The organism is Geodermatophilus sp. SYSU D00703, assembly GCF_054050155.1.
In genome coordinates this window covers 114,009-128,600 of the sequence record NZ_JBJGYU010000011.1, presented here as the reverse complement: position 1 = coordinate 128,600, position 14,592 = coordinate 114,009, and the positions used below count along the sequence as shown (strand labels likewise).

16 protein-coding genes and 1 tRNA gene are annotated in these 14,592 nt (G+C 76.9%); 3 read left to right on the top strand and 14 right to left on the bottom strand.

All coding sequences use genetic code 11. From position 1 onward, the window contains the following. Nucleotides 1-11: 11 nt before the first annotated feature. The 5 genes from ACI782_RS13250 to hrcA all read right to left on the bottom strand — a co-directional run bounded on the left by ACI782_RS13250 (nucleotide 12) and on the right by hrcA (nucleotide 4,442). The gene (locus tag ACI782_RS13250) at nucleotides 12-824 is read right to left on the bottom strand and encodes an enoyl-CoA hydratase/isomerase family protein (protein WP_456909862.1); all 813 of its coding nucleotides are present in this window, start codon (nucleotides 822-824) and stop codon (nucleotides 12-14) included. Between the two features lie 67 nt (nucleotides 825-891). Then, on the bottom strand, nucleotides 892-1,248 hold the full coding sequence (locus tag ACI782_RS13245; RefSeq protein WP_456909860.1) for a histidine triad nucleotide-binding protein: 357 nt from the start codon (nucleotides 1,246-1,248) through the stop codon (nucleotides 892-894). A 181-nt stretch (nucleotides 1,249-1,429) separates the two neighbouring features. After that, nucleotides 1,430-2,194 (bottom strand): 16S rRNA (uracil(1498)-N(3))-methyltransferase, encoded by a 765-nt coding sequence (locus ACI782_RS13240; protein WP_456909858.1) that lies wholly within the window; start codon nucleotides 2,192-2,194, stop codon nucleotides 1,430-1,432. A 73-nt stretch (nucleotides 2,195-2,267) separates the two neighbouring features. Beyond that, nucleotides 2,268-3,404, bottom strand: a complete 1,137-nt coding sequence (dnaJ, locus tag ACI782_RS13235) for a molecular chaperone DnaJ (protein ID WP_456909856.1) — start codon at nucleotides 3,402-3,404, stop codon at nucleotides 2,268-2,270. A 15-nt stretch (nucleotides 3,405-3,419) separates the two neighbouring features. Then, a complete protein-coding gene (gene hrcA / locus ACI782_RS13230) occupies nucleotides 3,420-4,442 on the bottom strand; it encodes a heat-inducible transcriptional repressor HrcA (protein WP_456909854.1) in 1,023 nt (340 codons plus the stop codon). 266 nt (nucleotides 4,443-4,708) lie between these two features. On the opposite strand from hrcA, the gene ACI782_RS13225 reads away from it, so the two are divergent. Then, nucleotides 4,709-5,083 (top strand): type II toxin-antitoxin system VapB family antitoxin, encoded by a 375-nt coding sequence (locus tag ACI782_RS13225; protein ID WP_456909892.1) that lies wholly within the window; start codon nucleotides 4,709-4,711, stop codon nucleotides 5,081-5,083. Between the two features lie 74 nt (nucleotides 5,084-5,157). On the opposite strand, the gene ACI782_RS13220 is transcribed toward ACI782_RS13225, so the two are convergent. From ACI782_RS13220 to hemW, 6 genes are all read right to left on the bottom strand, one after another. Next, nucleotides 5,158-5,763 (bottom strand): response regulator, encoded by a 606-nt coding sequence (locus tag ACI782_RS13220; protein ID WP_456909852.1) that lies wholly within the window; start codon nucleotides 5,761-5,763, stop codon nucleotides 5,158-5,160. Next, nucleotides 5,760-6,869: a histidine kinase gene (locus ACI782_RS13215; protein ID WP_456909850.1), complete on the bottom strand. Its 1,110-nt coding sequence runs from the start codon at nucleotides 6,867-6,869 to the stop codon at nucleotides 5,760-5,762. Before ACI782_RS13215 ends, ACI782_RS13220 begins: the two co-directional genes overlap by 4 nt. 20 nt (nucleotides 6,870-6,889) lie before the next feature. Further along, nucleotides 6,890-7,636 (bottom strand): ABC transporter permease, encoded by a 747-nt coding sequence (locus ACI782_RS13210; protein ID WP_456909848.1) that lies wholly within the window; start codon nucleotides 7,634-7,636, stop codon nucleotides 6,890-6,892. After that, the gene (locus ACI782_RS13205) at nucleotides 7,633-8,538 is read right to left on the bottom strand and encodes an ABC transporter ATP-binding protein (protein WP_456909846.1); all 906 of its coding nucleotides are present in this window, start codon (nucleotides 8,536-8,538) and stop codon (nucleotides 7,633-7,635) included. Before ACI782_RS13205 ends, ACI782_RS13210 begins: the two co-directional genes overlap by 4 nt. A 68-nt stretch (nucleotides 8,539-8,606) precedes the next feature. Continuing rightward, entirely contained in the window at nucleotides 8,607-8,936 is a 330-nt protein-coding gene (locus tag ACI782_RS13200) for a TraR/DksA family transcriptional regulator (RefSeq protein ID WP_456909844.1), read from the bottom strand. A gap of 98 nt (nucleotides 8,937-9,034) precedes the next feature. Then, nucleotides 9,035-10,255, bottom strand: a complete 1,221-nt coding sequence (gene hemW / locus ACI782_RS13195) for a radical SAM family heme chaperone HemW (RefSeq protein WP_456909842.1) — start codon at nucleotides 10,253-10,255, stop codon at nucleotides 9,035-9,037. Between the two features lie 299 nt (nucleotides 10,256-10,554). On the opposite strand from hemW, the gene ACI782_RS13190 reads away from it, so the two are divergent. Further along, on the top strand, nucleotides 10,555-10,704 hold the full coding sequence (locus ACI782_RS13190) for a hypothetical protein (RefSeq protein WP_456909840.1): 150 nt from the start codon (nucleotides 10,555-10,557) through the stop codon (nucleotides 10,702-10,704). Between the two features lie 8 nt (nucleotides 10,705-10,712). Here ACI782_RS13190 and selB read toward each other — a convergent pair whose 3' ends face one another. From selB to ACI782_RS13175, 3 genes are all read right to left on the bottom strand, one after another. Beyond that, on the bottom strand, nucleotides 10,713-12,485 hold the full coding sequence (gene selB, locus ACI782_RS13185; protein ID WP_456909838.1) for a selenocysteine-specific translation elongation factor: 1,773 nt from the start codon (nucleotides 12,483-12,485) through the stop codon (nucleotides 10,713-10,715). Next, nucleotides 12,476-13,786: an L-seryl-tRNA(Sec) selenium transferase gene (gene selA, locus ACI782_RS13180; RefSeq protein ID WP_456909837.1), complete on the bottom strand. Its 1,311-nt coding sequence runs from the start codon at nucleotides 13,784-13,786 to the stop codon at nucleotides 12,476-12,478. The genes selB and selA overlap by 10 nt, the downstream gene beginning before the upstream one ends. 54 nt (nucleotides 13,787-13,840) lie before the next feature. Next, nucleotides 13,841-13,936 (bottom strand) — tRNA-OTHER (locus tag ACI782_RS13175). Between the two features lie 72 nt (nucleotides 13,937-14,008). On the opposite strand from ACI782_RS13175, the gene ACI782_RS13170 reads away from it, so the two are divergent. Continuing rightward, nucleotides 14,009-14,584: a helix-turn-helix transcriptional regulator gene (locus ACI782_RS13170; RefSeq protein ID WP_456909836.1), complete on the top strand. Its 576-nt coding sequence runs from the start codon at nucleotides 14,009-14,011 to the stop codon at nucleotides 14,582-14,584. Nucleotides 14,585-14,592 lie beyond the last annotated feature (8 nt).

The window sequence follows — 14,592 nt, the reverse complement described above, 5'->3', positions numbered from 1 at the left end:
CGAGCAGGCCCTCACCGTCCGGAGTAGGTCGCCCGCCCCGGGCCCTCGGCGAGGAAGGACGCGACCGCGCCGCGCAGGTCCTCGGTGCCGAACAGCGCGCCGGAGACCTCCGGGACCAGGTCGTCGGCGGCCCGCGCGCCCTGCCGGACGGCGGTGGTGACCAGGGCCTTGGTGGCCGCGTGCGCGACGGTCGGCCCGGCGGCGACCCGCCGGGCGTACGCGCGGGCGGCCTCGGCGAAGCCGTCGTCGGGCAGGACCCGGTTGACCACGTTCCACCGCTCCAGCACCGCGGCCGGGTAGCGCTCGCCGGTGAAGACCAGCTCCTTGGCCCGCGCCGGCCCGGCCCGCTCGGCCAGCCGCTGCGGGCCGCCCATCGACGGGGTCAGGCCGACGACGATCTCGACCAGCCCGAAGCCCGCGCTCTCCGCGGCGAGCAGCACGTCGCAGGCCAGCGCCAGCTCGAAGGCGGCGGTGAGGGTGAGCCCGTGCGCGGCGAAGACCGTGGGCACCGGGAGGTCCTCGAACGCCTGGGCGACGCGCAGCAGCCGCCGCCACAGCTCGGCGCCGCGCTGCGTCGGGTCCGGGCCCTCGGCGATGTCGCGGAAGAAGGTGACGTCGACCCCGCCGGAGACCACCTTCCCCCGCGCCTCGACCAGCACCGCGCGGGCACGGCCGGCGTCGGCGGGGTCGGTGAGCACGCCCAGCTCGTCGGCGACCCGCTCGATCGCGTCGAACACCGGGGCGTCGAAGAGGTTGAGCGGCGGGTTGTCCAGGACGACGACGGCGACGTCGCCGTTCCGCTCGATGCGCACGGGCTCGGTCATGCGGCCACCTTCGTCGCCGAGTGGGCCCCGGGGCCACCCCGGCCGCTCAGGACCCCGACGGGGCAGGTCAGCCGGGCGGCCAGTTCAGGTGCCGGCCGCCGAGGACGTGCAGGTGCACGTGGTGCACCGTCTGCCCGGCCGCCGGGCCGGTGTTGGTCACCACCCGGTAGCCGGGCTCGACGTCGAACTCGGTCGCCAGCCCCTCCTGAACCGCCACCTCGTGGGCCGTGCGGACGACGGCGGCGAGCAGGTCGGGGTCGGCCGCGGCGAGGGAGGCGACGGTCGGGTGGTGGTCCCGCGGGACCACGAGCACGTGCGTCGGGGCCTGCGGGTTGATGTCCCGGAAGGCGAACGTGCGGTCGGTCTCGTGCACCACGGTGGCCGGGACCTCGCCGGCGACCATGCGGCAGAAGAGGCAATCCACGTCCCGGACCCTAGGGGTGGCGGAGACCGCCCCGCCCGCCGCGCCCTGCGCCGAGCGGAGTGGGACGGGCGCGGGTGTGCCGCGACGCGGGGCCCGGAGGGCTCCCGGCGCGGTGCACGGACGGGTCAGCGCAGGCCGAGGACGGCACGTGGCCGCGGTGCGGTCCGGGAGGACCGCAGTGTCATTGCCAGCGGGTGCGGACCGACACGGCGGCCAGCGCCGCCGCGCCCGCGGTGGAGGTGCGCAGCACCTCGGGGCCCAGCCGCACCGGGCGGGCACCGGCGGCGGCCAGGGCGACGACCTCGCCGTCGGAGAGGCCGCCCTCGGGCCCGACGACCACGGCGACCGTGCCCTCCGCGGGCAGGTCGAGCCGGGCCAGCGGGTGGCGGGCCTGCTCGTGCAGCACCAGCGCCAGGTCGACGTCGGCCAGCCCCCCGCACACCTGCCGGGTGGTCATCAGCTCGGTGACCTCCGGCACCCGCGGACGCCGCGACTGCTTGCTGGCCGCGCGCGCGGCGGCCCGCCACTTGGCCACCCCCTTGGCGGCGCGGTCCTCGCGCCAGCGGGTGACGCAGCGGGAGGCCGCCCACGGCACGATCCGGTCGACGCCGAGCTCGGTGGCCAGCTCCACCGCCAGCGGACCGCGCTCCCCCTTGGGCAGCGCCTGCACCAGGACCAGCTCCAGCGCCGGCGGGGGCACCTCGTGCCGCGCGGAGACCGCCACCCGCAGCCCCTCGGGGCCGGCGGAACGCACCGCCCCCTCGGCGACGGTCCCCCGGCCGTCGCCGACGCGCACCCGCTCGCCGGGGCTGAGCCGCAGGACGTCGACCGCGTGCCGGCCCTCGGCGCCGTCGACCAGCAGCTCCTCGGCGTCGGGCAGCTCGTCGAGCAGGAACAGCGGCGCCCCGTCGAGCTCGGGCACCCGGTCGTCGGTCGCCACGCTCACGCGGCCTCCTCACTGGCGCTCGTCGGCCGCGTCCCCGGCCGTGCCGTGTCCACCGGTGAGCTCGCGAGCTCACTCACTTGAAGACGTCCCGCACGCGGGAGAACAGCCCGCCCTGCCCCTCCGAGGAGGACGCCGCCGGATGGTCCTCGCCGCGCAGGGCGGCCAGCTCCCGGAGCAGCTTCTCCTGCTCGGCGTCCAGCCGGGTGGGCGTCTCGACCTCGACGTGCACGTGCAGGTTGCCGCGCCCGGTGGCCCGCAGCCGCGGCGCGCCCTTGGCGCGGAGGGTCAGCACGCTGCCCGGCTGCGTACCGGCCCGGATGTCGATCTCCTCCTGCCCGTCGAGCGTCTCCAGCGTCAGGGTGGTGCCCAGCGCGGCGGCGGTCATCGGCAGGGTGACCCGGCAGTGCAGGTCCTCGCCGTCCCGGGTGAAGACCGGGTGCGGCAGCTCGTTGATCTCGACGTAGAGGTCGCCGGCCGGGCCCCCGCCGGGGCCGACCTCACCGTGGCCGGTCAGCCGGATGCGCATGCCGTCCTCGACGCCGGCGGGCACCTTGACCGGGATGGTGCGCCGCGCCCGGACCCGGCCGTCGCCGCCGCACTTGAGGCACGGCTCCGGGATGACCTGGCCGGTGCCGCCGCAGGTCGGGCAGGCGCGGGAGGAGACCACCTGGCCCAGGAAGGAGCGCTGCACGCTCTGCACCTCGCCGCGGCCGGCGCAGGTGGTGCAGGTGGTCGGGTGGGTCCCGGGCGCGGTACCGGCACCGGTGCAGGCGTCGCAGAGGATCGCGGTGTCGACCGTGATCTCCCGCGTCGTGCCGAACACCGTCTCGTCGAGGTCGAGGTCGACCTGGATGAGCGCGTCGCCACCGGCCCGGACGCGGCTGCGCGGGCCGCGCGTGGTGGCCCCGCCGCCGAAGAAGGCGTCCATGATGTCGCCGAGGCCGCCGAACCCGGCGCCCGCGAACGGCCCGCCCGCACCCGCGCCGGCGCCGTTGTCGAACGGGTCGCCACCGAGGTCGACGATGCGGCGCTTGTCCGGGTCGGTCAGGGCCTGGTACGCCCGGCTGACCTCCTGGAAGCGCTCCTTGGCCGCCGGGTCGGGGTTGACGTCGGGGTGCAGGTCCCGCGCCAGCCGCCGGTAGGCCTTCTTGATCTCGGCGTCCGTGGCGCCGCGGGACAGCCCGAGCACGCCGTAGTAGTCGGTTGCCATCGAGTAGCTCTTACCTCAGCTCTCGGCCAGGATCTGGCCGACGTAGCGGGCCACGGCTCGCACCGCGGCCATGTTCATCGGGTAGTCCATGCGGGTGGGGCCGACGATGCCCAGGCCCCCGAGCGCGTGGTCCCCGGAGCCGTACCCCACGGACACCACCGACGCACCGGTGAGCGCCTCGTGCGCGTTCTCCTCGCCGATGCGCACGAGCACCGCGCCGCCGGTGTCCACCTCACTGATCAACCGCAGGACCACGACTTGTTCTTCCAGCGCCTCCAGCAGCAGCCGGAGGCTGCCGGGGAAGTCGCGAGCCTCGCGGGCCAGGTTCGCCGTCCCGCCGACGACCAGCCGGTCCTCCCGGGGCTCGACGAGGGTCTCGATCAGCGCGGCGCTGACCGCCGCCACCAGCGGGCGCAGCTGCGGCGGGGCGGTCTCCAGCAGGTCGGGCACCCTGTTCCCGGCGTCGGCGAGCCGCGCGCCGCTGAACGCCGTGTTCAGCAGGCCGCGCAGGTCGGCGACGTCGTCCCGGTCGACGTCGACCGGGCACTCGACGACGCGCTGCTCGACCCGGCCGGTGTCGGTGATCAGCACCAGCAGCAGCCGGGAGCTGGCCACCTGCACCACCTCGAGGTGGCGCACCGCGCTGCGCGACAGCGTCGGGTACTGGACGACGGCGACCTGGTGGGTCAGCTGCGCGAGGAGGCGGACCGTCCGGTTGAGGACGTCGTGCAGGTCGAGGGCGCCGTCGAGGAAGCGCTCGATGGCCTTGCGCTCGGCGACCGAGAGCGGCCTGACCGCCGAGAGCCGGTCGACGAAGAGCCGGTAACCCTTGTCGGTGGGCACCCGGCCGGCGCTCGTGTGCGGCTGGGTGATGTAGCCCTGCTCCTCGAGCACGGCCATGTCGTTGCGGATGGTGGCCGGCGAGACGCCGAGGTCGTGCCGTTCGGCGAGGGCCTTGCTGCCCACCGGGTCGTTGGTCGAGACGTAGTCCTGGACGATCGCCCGCAGGACCTGCAGGCGACGCTCGTCGTGCGCCACGGTGACACCTCCCCGTACCGGTCGACGCGTCGTGCGACCCCCGCGCGGAGGCGCCCGGGCGTTCCCGGCACCGGCCGCTCGGACGGCTGGCACTCGCACGGACAGAGTGCCAGTCCAGCATACGTCGCAGGCGGTCCCCGGGTCGTGTGGCTCGCGCGACCGGGGGACGTCGCAGACCGGGGCACGGCCCTCGGCCCCGGCGCGGCGGCCGATAGGCTCGACGCGGTTCGGCCCTCTCGGGGGCTCGCAGCGAGGAGGTCGGTGCCCTGATCTTCAAAGCGGTCCGCAACGGCCGGCCCTATCCCGACCACGGCCTCTCCACGCGGGACTGGGCCATGATCCCGCCCCGGCAGATCCGGCTCGACACGCTGGTCACGACCAAGAGCGAACTGGCGCTCGACACCCTGCTCGCCGACGACTCCACCTTCTACGGCGACCTGTTCCCCCACGCCGTGCAGTGGCACGGGGACCTCTACCTCGAGGACGGCCTGCACCGCGCGCTGCGGGCGGCCCTGCAGCAGCGCAACGTCATCCACGTGCGGGTGCTCGACCTCGACGCCCTCATGCCGGCCGAGTCCGCCGGCCCCACCACCGCGGCCATCCCGGCCCAGCCCCCGGTCCCCGGCCGGACGCGGGAGTAGCGGCCCCTCGCGCCCCGCGGCCCCGTCCCGAGGCTCGCCCCGAGCGTGCGAGGGGTGAGGAGGACGGGGTCCTCTCACAGCCAGCCCTTCTCCTCGGCGACGCGCGCGGCCTCCACGCGGGTGCGGGCGCCGGTCTTGCCGATCGCCGAGGACAGGTAGTTGCGCACCGTCCCCTCGGACAGGAACAGCCGCCGGGCGATGTCGGCGACAGTGGCGCCGTCCGCGGCCGCCCGGAGGACGTCGGCCTCCCGCGTCGACAGCGGCGTCGCGCCCAGGGCGAGCGCCGCCGCGGCGAGGTCGCGGTCGATGACCCGCTCCCCCGCCACCACGGCGCGGATGGCCCGGGCCAGCTCGGCGACCGGCGCGTCCTTGACCAGAAACCCGGCGGCGCCGACCTCCATGGCCCGGCGCAGGAACCCCGGCCGGCCGAACGTGGTGAGCACGACCGCCCGGCAGTCCGGGACCGCGCCGGCCAGTTCGCGGGCGGCCTCGATGCCGTCCCCGCCGGGCATCTCGATGTCGAGCAGGGCGACGTCCGGCCGGTGCTCCCGGGCCGCGCCGACCACCTGGTCACCGCGCCCGACCTCGGCGACGACGTCGATGTCCTCCTCCAGCTCCAGCAGGGCCCGCAGCGCGCCCCGGACCATCGTCTGGTCCTCGGCGATGAGCACCCGGATCACGACGCGCCGACCCGGGCCGCGACCGGCACCTCCGCGCCGAGCCGGAACCCTCCCCCGGGGGCGGCGCCGGCCTCCAGCCGGCCGTCGAGCCCGGCCAGCCGCTCCTCGAGCCCGGCCAGGCCCGCGCCCTCGCCACGGTCCGGCTGCGCGGGGCCGCGGCCGTCGTCGGTCATGGTCAGCGCCGCCCGTCCGCCGGTCACCGCCACGTCCACGGTGACCGTGCGCGCGCCGCTGTGCCGCAGCACGTTCGTCGTCCCCTCGCGGACCACCCAGCCCAGGACGGCGTCCACCGGGCCGGGCAGCGGCGGCACGCTCCGTGGCGCCCGCAGCGCGATCCCGGCGGCGGAGAGCGCGGAGCGGGCCTCGGCGAGGGCGAGCCCGACACCGATCTGCCGGTAGCCGCTCACCGCCTCGCGCACCTCGGCCAGCGCCCGGCGGGCGGCGGTCTCGACGTCGGCCATCTCCGCGCGCGCCCGCGCGGGGTCCCGCTCGGCCAGCCGGCCGGCGAGCTCGCTCTTGAGCGCGATGAGCGACAGGCTGTGGCCGAGCAGGTCGTGCAGGTCGCGGGCGAAGCGCAGCCGTTCCTCGGCGACCGCCGCGCGGGCCTGCTCCTCCCGGGCCTCCACCAGTTCGGCGTTGACCGACACGAGGTAGCGCGTGCCGCGCAGGGCGAAGCCGGTGAGCACGCAGATCACCGGGAGGATGAACAGCTCCGGGAACATGCCGTGCGCCGCGACCACCGAGGCGCAGACCGCCGCCGAGCCCCCGACCGCCGGCCAGACCCAGCGCTCGGGCAGGCCGCCCGACGACGCCGCCGCCACGTAGATCATCAGGCCCGCCCAGGACGGCCCCAGCCAGGCCGACAGCGCGACCCCGAGCACGGCGACGACGAGCAGCGCCCGCCACGGCCAGGCGCTGCCGCGGCGGCCGAAGATGCTGCTGAACACGACCAGGTACGCCGCGGTGAAGACCAGCAGTCCCACCAGTGCGACCACCCGGACCCAGGTCGGCCGCGGCGTGGTGACCAGGTCGGCGAGCGGGAAGACCTGGAACAGCAGCCACGGCACGGCCCAGCCGAGCCGCTGCCAGGGAGTGCGCGGGTCCACGGCGCGGAACGCTAACCCGATCAGCCCGCGACGGCGTGCAGCGGACGACGCCGCGCCACCGCCGTCGCCAGGACGCCGAAGGCCGCGGCGAACCCGGCCACCGCCAGGACCGTCAGCATCGCCGGCGCCCCCTCGACGACCACGTCCCGGCCCAGCTCGGCGTACCAGTACGAGGGCAGGGTGTGCGCCAGCGCCCGCAGCGCCTCCGGGAACACCTGCACCGGCACCCACAGCCCGCCCAGCGCGGCCAGGACGACGCCCAGGATCCCGATCGCGCCGCCCGCGGCCTTCTCCTCGAGGGCGAATCCGACCAGCAGTCCGAGCGCGACGAAGGCCGCCGACCCGACCCAGAGCACCGCCACCAGACCGGCCCACGTCCCCAGGCCGAGGTCGACGCCGTTGACGACCCGGCCGACCAGCGCGACGACCAGCAGGCTGGGCAGGGTCAGCAGCATGCCGACCAGCACGTCGACGGCGACGACCGACGACGTCGGCACGGGGGTGATCCGCAGCTGGCGCAGCCACCCGGAGGCCCGGTCGAAGGAGATCCGGATGGTCGCGCCGAGCGCGGCACCCAGGGCGCCGTAGGCCATCATCGAGACCATCGACGTGGTGGCGTACGCCTGGTACTGCGCCCCGCTGCCCGCCTGGGCGCCGAAGACCTTGGTGAAGAAGACGGTGAACAGGGCCGGCAGCAGCACGGTGAAGAACAGGTACTGCCGGTTGCGGCAGACCCGGCGCAGCTGGAAGGCGAACAGGGTGCTCATCGGTCGGCTCCGATCGGCGTCGCGGCGCGGGCGGTGAGGGACAGGACGGCCTCCTCGAGGCTGGCGCCGCGGACCTGCAGGTCGGGCAGCCGGCCCCCGTCGGCCAGGAGCGCGCCCAGGGTCGCCTCGACGTCGTCGGTGGCGAGGCCGACCCGCTCCCCGAGCCGCTCGACGGCCGTCACGCCGGGCAGCCCGTCGAGGCGCGTCCCCGCGGCGGGGACGAAGCTCACCGTGCGGCCGGAGATCCCGGCCTTGACCTGCGCGGCGGTGCCGTCGGCGACCACCCGCCCGCCGGCGACCACCACCACGCGGTCGGCGACGGCGTCGGCCTCGTCGAGGTGGTGGGTGGCGAAGACGACGGTCGTGCCGCGGGCGGCCAGCCCGCGCATCGTCGTCCAGACGGCACGGCGGCCCTCGACGTCCATGGCCGAGGTGGGTTCGTCGAGCAGCAGCAGCGGTGGCTCGCCGGCCAGGGCCAGGGCGAGCAGGACCCGCTGCCGCTGGCCGCCGGAGAGCGAGTCGACCGGGCGGGCCAGCAGGCCGTCGATGCCGGCGGTCGCCGCGAGGTCGTCGAGCGGCCACGAGCGCGGGTGGCTGCGCCGGACCAGCTCGAGCACCTCGCCGACGCGGCTCTCCCCGGGCAGCCCGCCGTGCTGCAGCATCGCGCCGACGCAGCCGGCCCGGACCGCGGCGGCCGGCGTCCGGCCGAGTACGCGCACCGTGCCGGACGAGCGCACCAGACCCAGCACGGCGTTGACGATCGTGGACTTGCCGGCCCCGTTCAGGCCGAGGAGGGCGACCGTCTCACCGGCACGCAGCTGCAGGTCGAGGCCGTCGACGGCGACGGTGTCGCCGTAGCGGACGGTCAGGTCCTGGACGTCGAGGGCGGTCTCCCGGGGCACGCGCCCAGCCTGCGGACGCCGGCCGCCGGCCAGTAGTGCGGGACGTCGGGAGTCCGGTCTGACATCCGTCAGGTGCGCTGGGAGCAGCGCACGCAACTCGTGGCGAACGGGCGCAGCTCCAGCCGCTCCTCGGGGATCTCGGTGCCGCAGCCGGTGCACCGCCCGTAGGTGCCGGCCGCGATGCGGGACAGCGCGGCGTCGATGTCCTCGATGGTGCGGCGCAGGCTCGCCGCCCGGGTCATCGCGACGTCGTCGGGCAGGGACTGCACGGTCTCGGCGAGCGCCAGTTCCCGTTCGTGGACGCAGTCGGCGCGCTGGCTCTCCAGCCGGAGTCGGAAGTGGTCCCAGCGGGGATCGCCGGTGTCGGCGGGACTGCTCGGGATGCTGCTGGTGGTCACAGCGGGCCCCCTTCCTGCCCTGGCCGCTGCTTCGCCCGGGAAGCCGGACGATATCCCGCACCGGGGGGTTGCGGAACGGGTCCGTCGGCCCTACCGGGCTAGTCGGTGAGCTCCCGGACGACGGCGTCGGCGAGCAGTCGCCCCCGGTCGGTCAGGACGGCGCGCCCGGCCTCGTGCGCCGCCGGATCCAGCAGGCCGCGTACCACGGCGGAGGCGGCGCCGGCCCGGCCCTCGGGTGACAGCGCGGTCAGCGGCAGACCCTCCCGCAGCCGCAACCCGAGCATGACCGTCTCCAGTGCGCGGTCGGCCGCGTCGAGGAGCTCGGAGTCCTGGGCGGGGCTCTCCCCGCGCAGCAGCCGGCCGGCGTAGGCCGCCGGGTGCTTGACGTTCCACCAACGCAGCCCGCCCACGTGGCTGTGCGCGCCCGGACCGATCCCCCACCAGTTCGCGTTGGCCCAGTACAGCTCGTTGTGCCGGCAGCGGGCGGCGTCGCCACGGGCCCAGTTCGACACCTCGTACCAGTCGAAGCCCCCGGCGTGCAGCGTCGCGTCGGCCTGCTCGTAGCGGTCGGCGAGGACGTCGTCGTCGGGCACCGGCAGCTCCCCGCGGCCGATCCGGCGGGCCAGCCGCGTGCCCTCCTCGACGATGAGGGCGTAGGCGCTGACGTGGTCGACCGGCGCGGAGAGGACGGCGTCGAGCGAGGCGGCCCAGTCGGCGTCGGTCTCCCCGGGCGTGCCGTAGATGAGGTCGAGGTTGACGTGCTCGAAGCCGGCCGCCCGTGCCTCCCGCGCCGCCTCGACCGCCCGGCCGGGCGTGTGCCGGCGGTCGAGCACCGCGAGCACGTGCTCGGCCGCGGACTGCATGCCCAGGCTGACCCGGGTGAAGCCGGCCGCGCGCAGCCGGGCGAGGCCGGCCGGCGTCACCGTCTCCGGGTTGGCCTCGGTGGTGACCTCGACGTCGCCGGCGACCGGGAACAGCTCCCGGACGGCGGCCAGGACCGCGGCCAGGTCGTCGGCGGGCAGCAGGGTGGGGGTCCCGCCACCGACGAAGACGGTCTCGACGGTCGGGAGGTCGGGGCCCAGCACCTCGGCGGCCCGGCGCAGCTCGGCGATCGCGGTGCCGGCGTACTCGGCGCGGCTCGCGCCGGGGCCCAGCTCGTCGGCGGTGTAGGTGTTGAAGTCGCAGTAGCCGCAGCGGGTCGCGCAGAACGGCACGTGCACGTACAGCCCGAAGGGCGTGTCGGCGAGCCCCTCGCGGGCGCTGTCGGGGAGCTGCCACGGGACCGGCGGGGTCGGCAGCAGGGGCAGGACGGTGTTCATCTGCTCCCAGTGTGCCGCGCCCCCGGCCGGAGGCGGCGCGGTACGGGGCGGGACGTCCGCCGGGTGGTCCGGGCCCGGCCGTCCGCGACCCACCTGTCCTCCGGAGAGGTCGGGCCCGCGGCTGGAAGCCCGGGGCGACCACCTGTCCCGGCGATGCTCGTGCTCTGAGTGCGCAGCGCACTCAGAGCACGAGCCTCCGCGGGACATACCTGCCGCGCCGGCCGGCGCGCGGTCCCGGGGTCGCTGCGGCCACGGTCGACGACCTTGCCCGGCACCGGTCGGCGCGGCACGCTGCGGCCATGACCGTCCCGGACGACCGCGAGCGCTTCCGCCGGCTGCCGGACCCGGTGCAGCCGGAGGACGTCGTCGAGACCGTCGACACCTCCCCCGTCCCCGCCCGGGACGCGAGCGACGAGCGCGAGGTGTTCCTGCGCGAGGCGGGCGGCTGACCGCCGGGCTACCGCAGCCGGCGGGTGTCGTCGGGCAGCCGCTCGGTGACCCCGAGGGCGTCCAGCCACTCCATGAGCGGGACGGCGACCCGGCGGGTCGTCCCCCAGGCCGACCGGGCCTGGCTCAGCGTGAACGGCGCCGGCACCCCCGCGAGCCGCTCCCGTGCCGCCTTCTCCACGCCGGGTGCGAGGTAGACGCCGTCGGCGATCTTGACCAGCTGCCCGTCGCGCACCGCGGCCGCCAGCTCCCGCGGTCCCAGGCCCGCCGCGGTCAGGTCCCCGGCCTCCGGGGCGGCGAACGGGTCGGCGGCCAGCCGGGCGCGGACCCCGTCGACGGCCTGCTGCACCCGCGGCGGCAGCCCGGCGACCGCGACGGCCACCCGTCCCTCCCGCAGGGCCAGCGGCGGGCGCACCACCGCCCGGACCACGTCGTCGTCGGGCAGGTCGAGCTCCCGGCGGACGACGGCCACCGGCGGTCCCGCCTCCAACGGGTGCCGCTGGCGGTAGCGGCCCACCAGCAGGGGCAGCGCCGCCGCCAGCTCGTCGACCAGCCCGGGGGCCAGCAGCCACGGCCCGACCTGCGTCGTCCCCTCGGGCACCGGCCAGCCCATCGCGGTGAAGTCCGCCGTCCGGACGACGCGGCGCCGGGTCAGGTCGGCGGCGGCGCCCGCGGCGCCGGAGGGCTGCCCGGCCAGCTCCGCGGCCCGCGCGCGGGCGGCACCGCGGCGGCGCAGCTCGGGCGGGTCGACGTCCCGGACGTCCGCGCCGACCACCCGGCGGGCGCCCGGGTCCCGGAGCACCAGCCGGTCACCGACGCGCAGTGGCAGGGCGGTGGCCAGCCGCAGCCGCACCGCCGTCCCGTCGAGGGGCCGCAGCCGGGCGCCCACCGACGCGGAGCCGACGTGCACCACCGCCTCGGCCGGCAGCCGCTCCGGGACGGCGGCGAGCGTCACGTCGACGTCCCGGGTGGAGCGGAACGCGCCCGGGGTGAGCAGCGCGGCCCCGCGGGTGAGCTCCTCGACCGCGACGCCGCGGAGGTTCAGCGCCACCCGGGCGGTCGCCGTCGCCCGCTCCACCGGCTCGCCGAGCGACTGCACCGCGCGGACGCCGACCTCCCGGTCGCCGACCTGCAGGCGGTCGCCCGCCGCCACGCTCCCGGCGGCGAGGGTGCCGGTGACCACCGTGCCCGCCCCCTTGATCGGGAAGGCCCGGTCGATCCACAACCGCACCGGCGCGGTGCGGTCGGGCGCGGGCAGCCCGGCGAGCACGGTCTCCAGCGCGGCGGCGACGTCCGGCACGCCGGCGCCGGTGACCGCGCTGACGGCCACTCCGGGCACGTCCCCCATCGACGTCCCGGCCAGCCGCTCCCGCGCGTCGGCGAGCACCGCGGCCGGGTCGGCGAGGTCGGCCTTGGTGACGGCGAGCAGGGCGTGCCGCACCCCGAGCGCGTCCAGGACGGCGACGTGCTCGGCCGTCTGCGCCGACCAGCCGTCGTCGGCCGCGACCACCACGAGCGCCGCGGGCACCGAGCCGACGCCGGCGAGCATGTTGCCGATGAACCGCTCGTGACCCGGGACGTCGACCACCGCGAGCCGGCGACCCGAGGGCAGCGTCGTCCAGGCGAAGCCGAGGTCGATGGTCAGGCCGCGGCGGCGCTCCTCCTCCCAGCGGTCGGGCTCCATGCCGGTCAGCGCCCGGACCAGCGTGGACTTGCCGTGGTCGACGTGGCCGGCGGTGGCGACGACGTCCATGCCGGGCGGGCCGGCAGCGGTCACGTCCACCGCGCGGCCACCTCCAGCACCGCGCCGGCCAGCGCCTCGTCGGCCGAGGGCGGCAGGCCGCGCAGGTCGAGCACCGTGCGGTCGTCGGCCACGTAGCCGACCACCGGCGGCGTGCCGGCGCGCAGCGGCTCGGCGAAGACCGCCGGCAGCGAGACGGCGGCGCTGGGCAGCGGGTGCTCCGGCGCCCCGCCCCCGCCGACCCGCGCCTCGGAGTCGACCGCGACCGCGTCGAGACCGGCGGCGGTGAACCGGGCCGCCAGTGCCCCGGCCCGACGGCGCAGGCCCACGACGTCGGCGGCGAGCATCTGCTGCACCGGCGGCAGCGGGCCGCGCAGCGTGGCCTCCAGGGCGGCCAGCGTCGTCTTGTCCACCCGCAGCGCCCGGTAGAGCGGGTGCCGGCGCAGCCGCTTCACCAGGTCGGCCCGGCCGAGCACCAGCCCCGCCTGCGGCCCGCCGAGCAGCTTGTCCCCGCTGGCCAGCACCAGGTGGGCGCCGTCGGCGAGGGTGGTCTGCAGGTCCGGCTCGTCGGGCAGCGCCGGGTGCGGGCGCAGCAGGCCCGAGCCGACGTCGGCCACCAGCGGCACCCCGCTGTTGCCCAGCCCCGCGGCCAGCTCCGCCACCGACACCGACCGGGTGAAGCCACGGACGACGAAGTTCGACGGGTGGACCTTGAGCACCGCTCCGGTCACCTCGTGGAGGGCGTCGCGGTAGTCGTCGAGGGTCACCCGGTTCGTCGTCCCGACCTCGCGCAGCCGGGCGCCGGTGGCGGCCAGCAGCTCGGGGATGCGGAACCCGTCGCCGATCTCGACCAGCTCTCCGCGGGCGATGACCAGCTCCCCGCCGAGGGCGGTGGCGACGAGGGCCAGCGCGGCGGCGCAGTTGTTGACCACGAGCGCGGCCTCCGCGGCCGGCACCGCGTCGAGCAGCGCGGCGATCGCCGCCTCCCCGCGCGGACCGCGGCGGCCGGTGGCCAGGTCCAGCTCGACGTCGGTGGTGCCGCTCGCGGCGGCGATCGCCTCGACCGCGGCCGGCGACAACGGCGAGCGGCCGAGGTTGGTGTGCACGAGCACCCCGGTCGCGTTGAGGACCGGGCGCAGGCTGCTCGCCGTCGCCGGCAGCGCCGTCAGGACGGCGGGAACGGCATCGGCGGGCGCCACGGACCCCTCGCGGACCCGCTGCTGCACCTCCTGGACGGCGGCCTTGACCAGGTCGCGCCCCAGCCGCTCGGCAGCGGCGGCCAGCTGCGGGTCGGCGAGCAGGGTGTCGGTGCGCGGCACCTGCCGCCGCGGGTCGGCGCTCATCGACTGCGGAGCGTATGCGCCGAACGGGCGGGTCGACGGGGCAGTGCGGACGTGTGGCGGAGGCGGACGGGAATCGAACCCGCCTGACCGAGCTGCTCGGCCACGTCGGCTTTAGAGGCCGCGGGGGCCACCAGGCGCCCTGACGCCTCCACCCGGCAGCTTACGTGCCGGGCTCGCGGCGGCATCCCGGGAATGTCGGAGGTCCCTGCCAGCATCCGTTCCGTGAAGCGCACCGAGCCCCGCTCCACCACGCTGCCCCCGGTCACCCTGACCCCGGAGGAGGCGGCGGCCGTCGCGGCCGCGCTCGCCGCCCGGCCCGACGGTCCCTATGCGGCCGCCGGCCGGACGGCGCTGGAGAAGGTCCTCGACGTCCTCGAGCCCGATCCGCGCCGGCGGTCCGCGCTCGGGGCGTCGACCCGGTGGGTGAGCGCGGACGCCCGCCGCGCCGCCGAGGTCCGCTCGGCCGTCGAGCAGGCGCTGACCCGGCGGCGGGTCCTCGTCCTGCGCTACCGCGACGGCGAGGGAGTCGTCTCCCGGCGGTCGGTGGAGCCGCAGCTGCTCGCCCGCAGCGGCCGGCACTGGTTCCTCGTGGCGTGGTGCCGGGAGCGGGAGGCGCTGCGCTGGTTCCGGGAGGACCGCATCGAGGGCGTCGAGCCCACGGAGGAGACCGCCGCCCGCCGCGACCTGACGGGCCTGGGCGCGCCCCCGGCCGACGCGCACCCGGCGGGCAGGAGGCTCGGGGTCTCCCCCGCGGCGGCGCCACCCCGGCTGAGGGTGCTGCCCGGCGGCCGGGCCTAGATTCGCAG

Bases quoted from the DNA above. Each gene is read 5' to 3' on its own strand.
- ACI782_RS13190 (WP_456909840.1), top strand. From the start codon at position 10,555: ATGACCGTCCCGGACGACCGCGAGCGCTTCCGCCGGCTGCCGGACCCG.
- ACI782_RS13210 (WP_456909848.1), bottom strand. From the start codon at position 7,636: ATGAGCACCCTGTTCGCCTTCCAGCTGCGCCGGGTCTGCCGCAACCGG.
- hemW (WP_456909842.1), bottom strand. From the start codon at position 10,255: ATGAACACCGTCCTGCCCCTGCTGCCGACCCCGCCGGTCCCGTGGCAG.
- selA (WP_456909837.1), bottom strand. From the start codon at position 13,786: ATGAGCGCCGACCCGCGGCGGCAGGTGCCGCGCACCGACACCCTGCTC.
- dnaJ (WP_456909856.1), bottom strand. From the start codon at position 3,404: ATGGCAACCGACTACTACGGCGTGCTCGGGCTGTCCCGCGGCGCCACG.
- ACI782_RS13250 (WP_456909862.1), bottom strand. From the start codon at position 824: ATGACCGAGCCCGTGCGCATCGAGCGGAACGGCGACGTCGCCGTCGTC.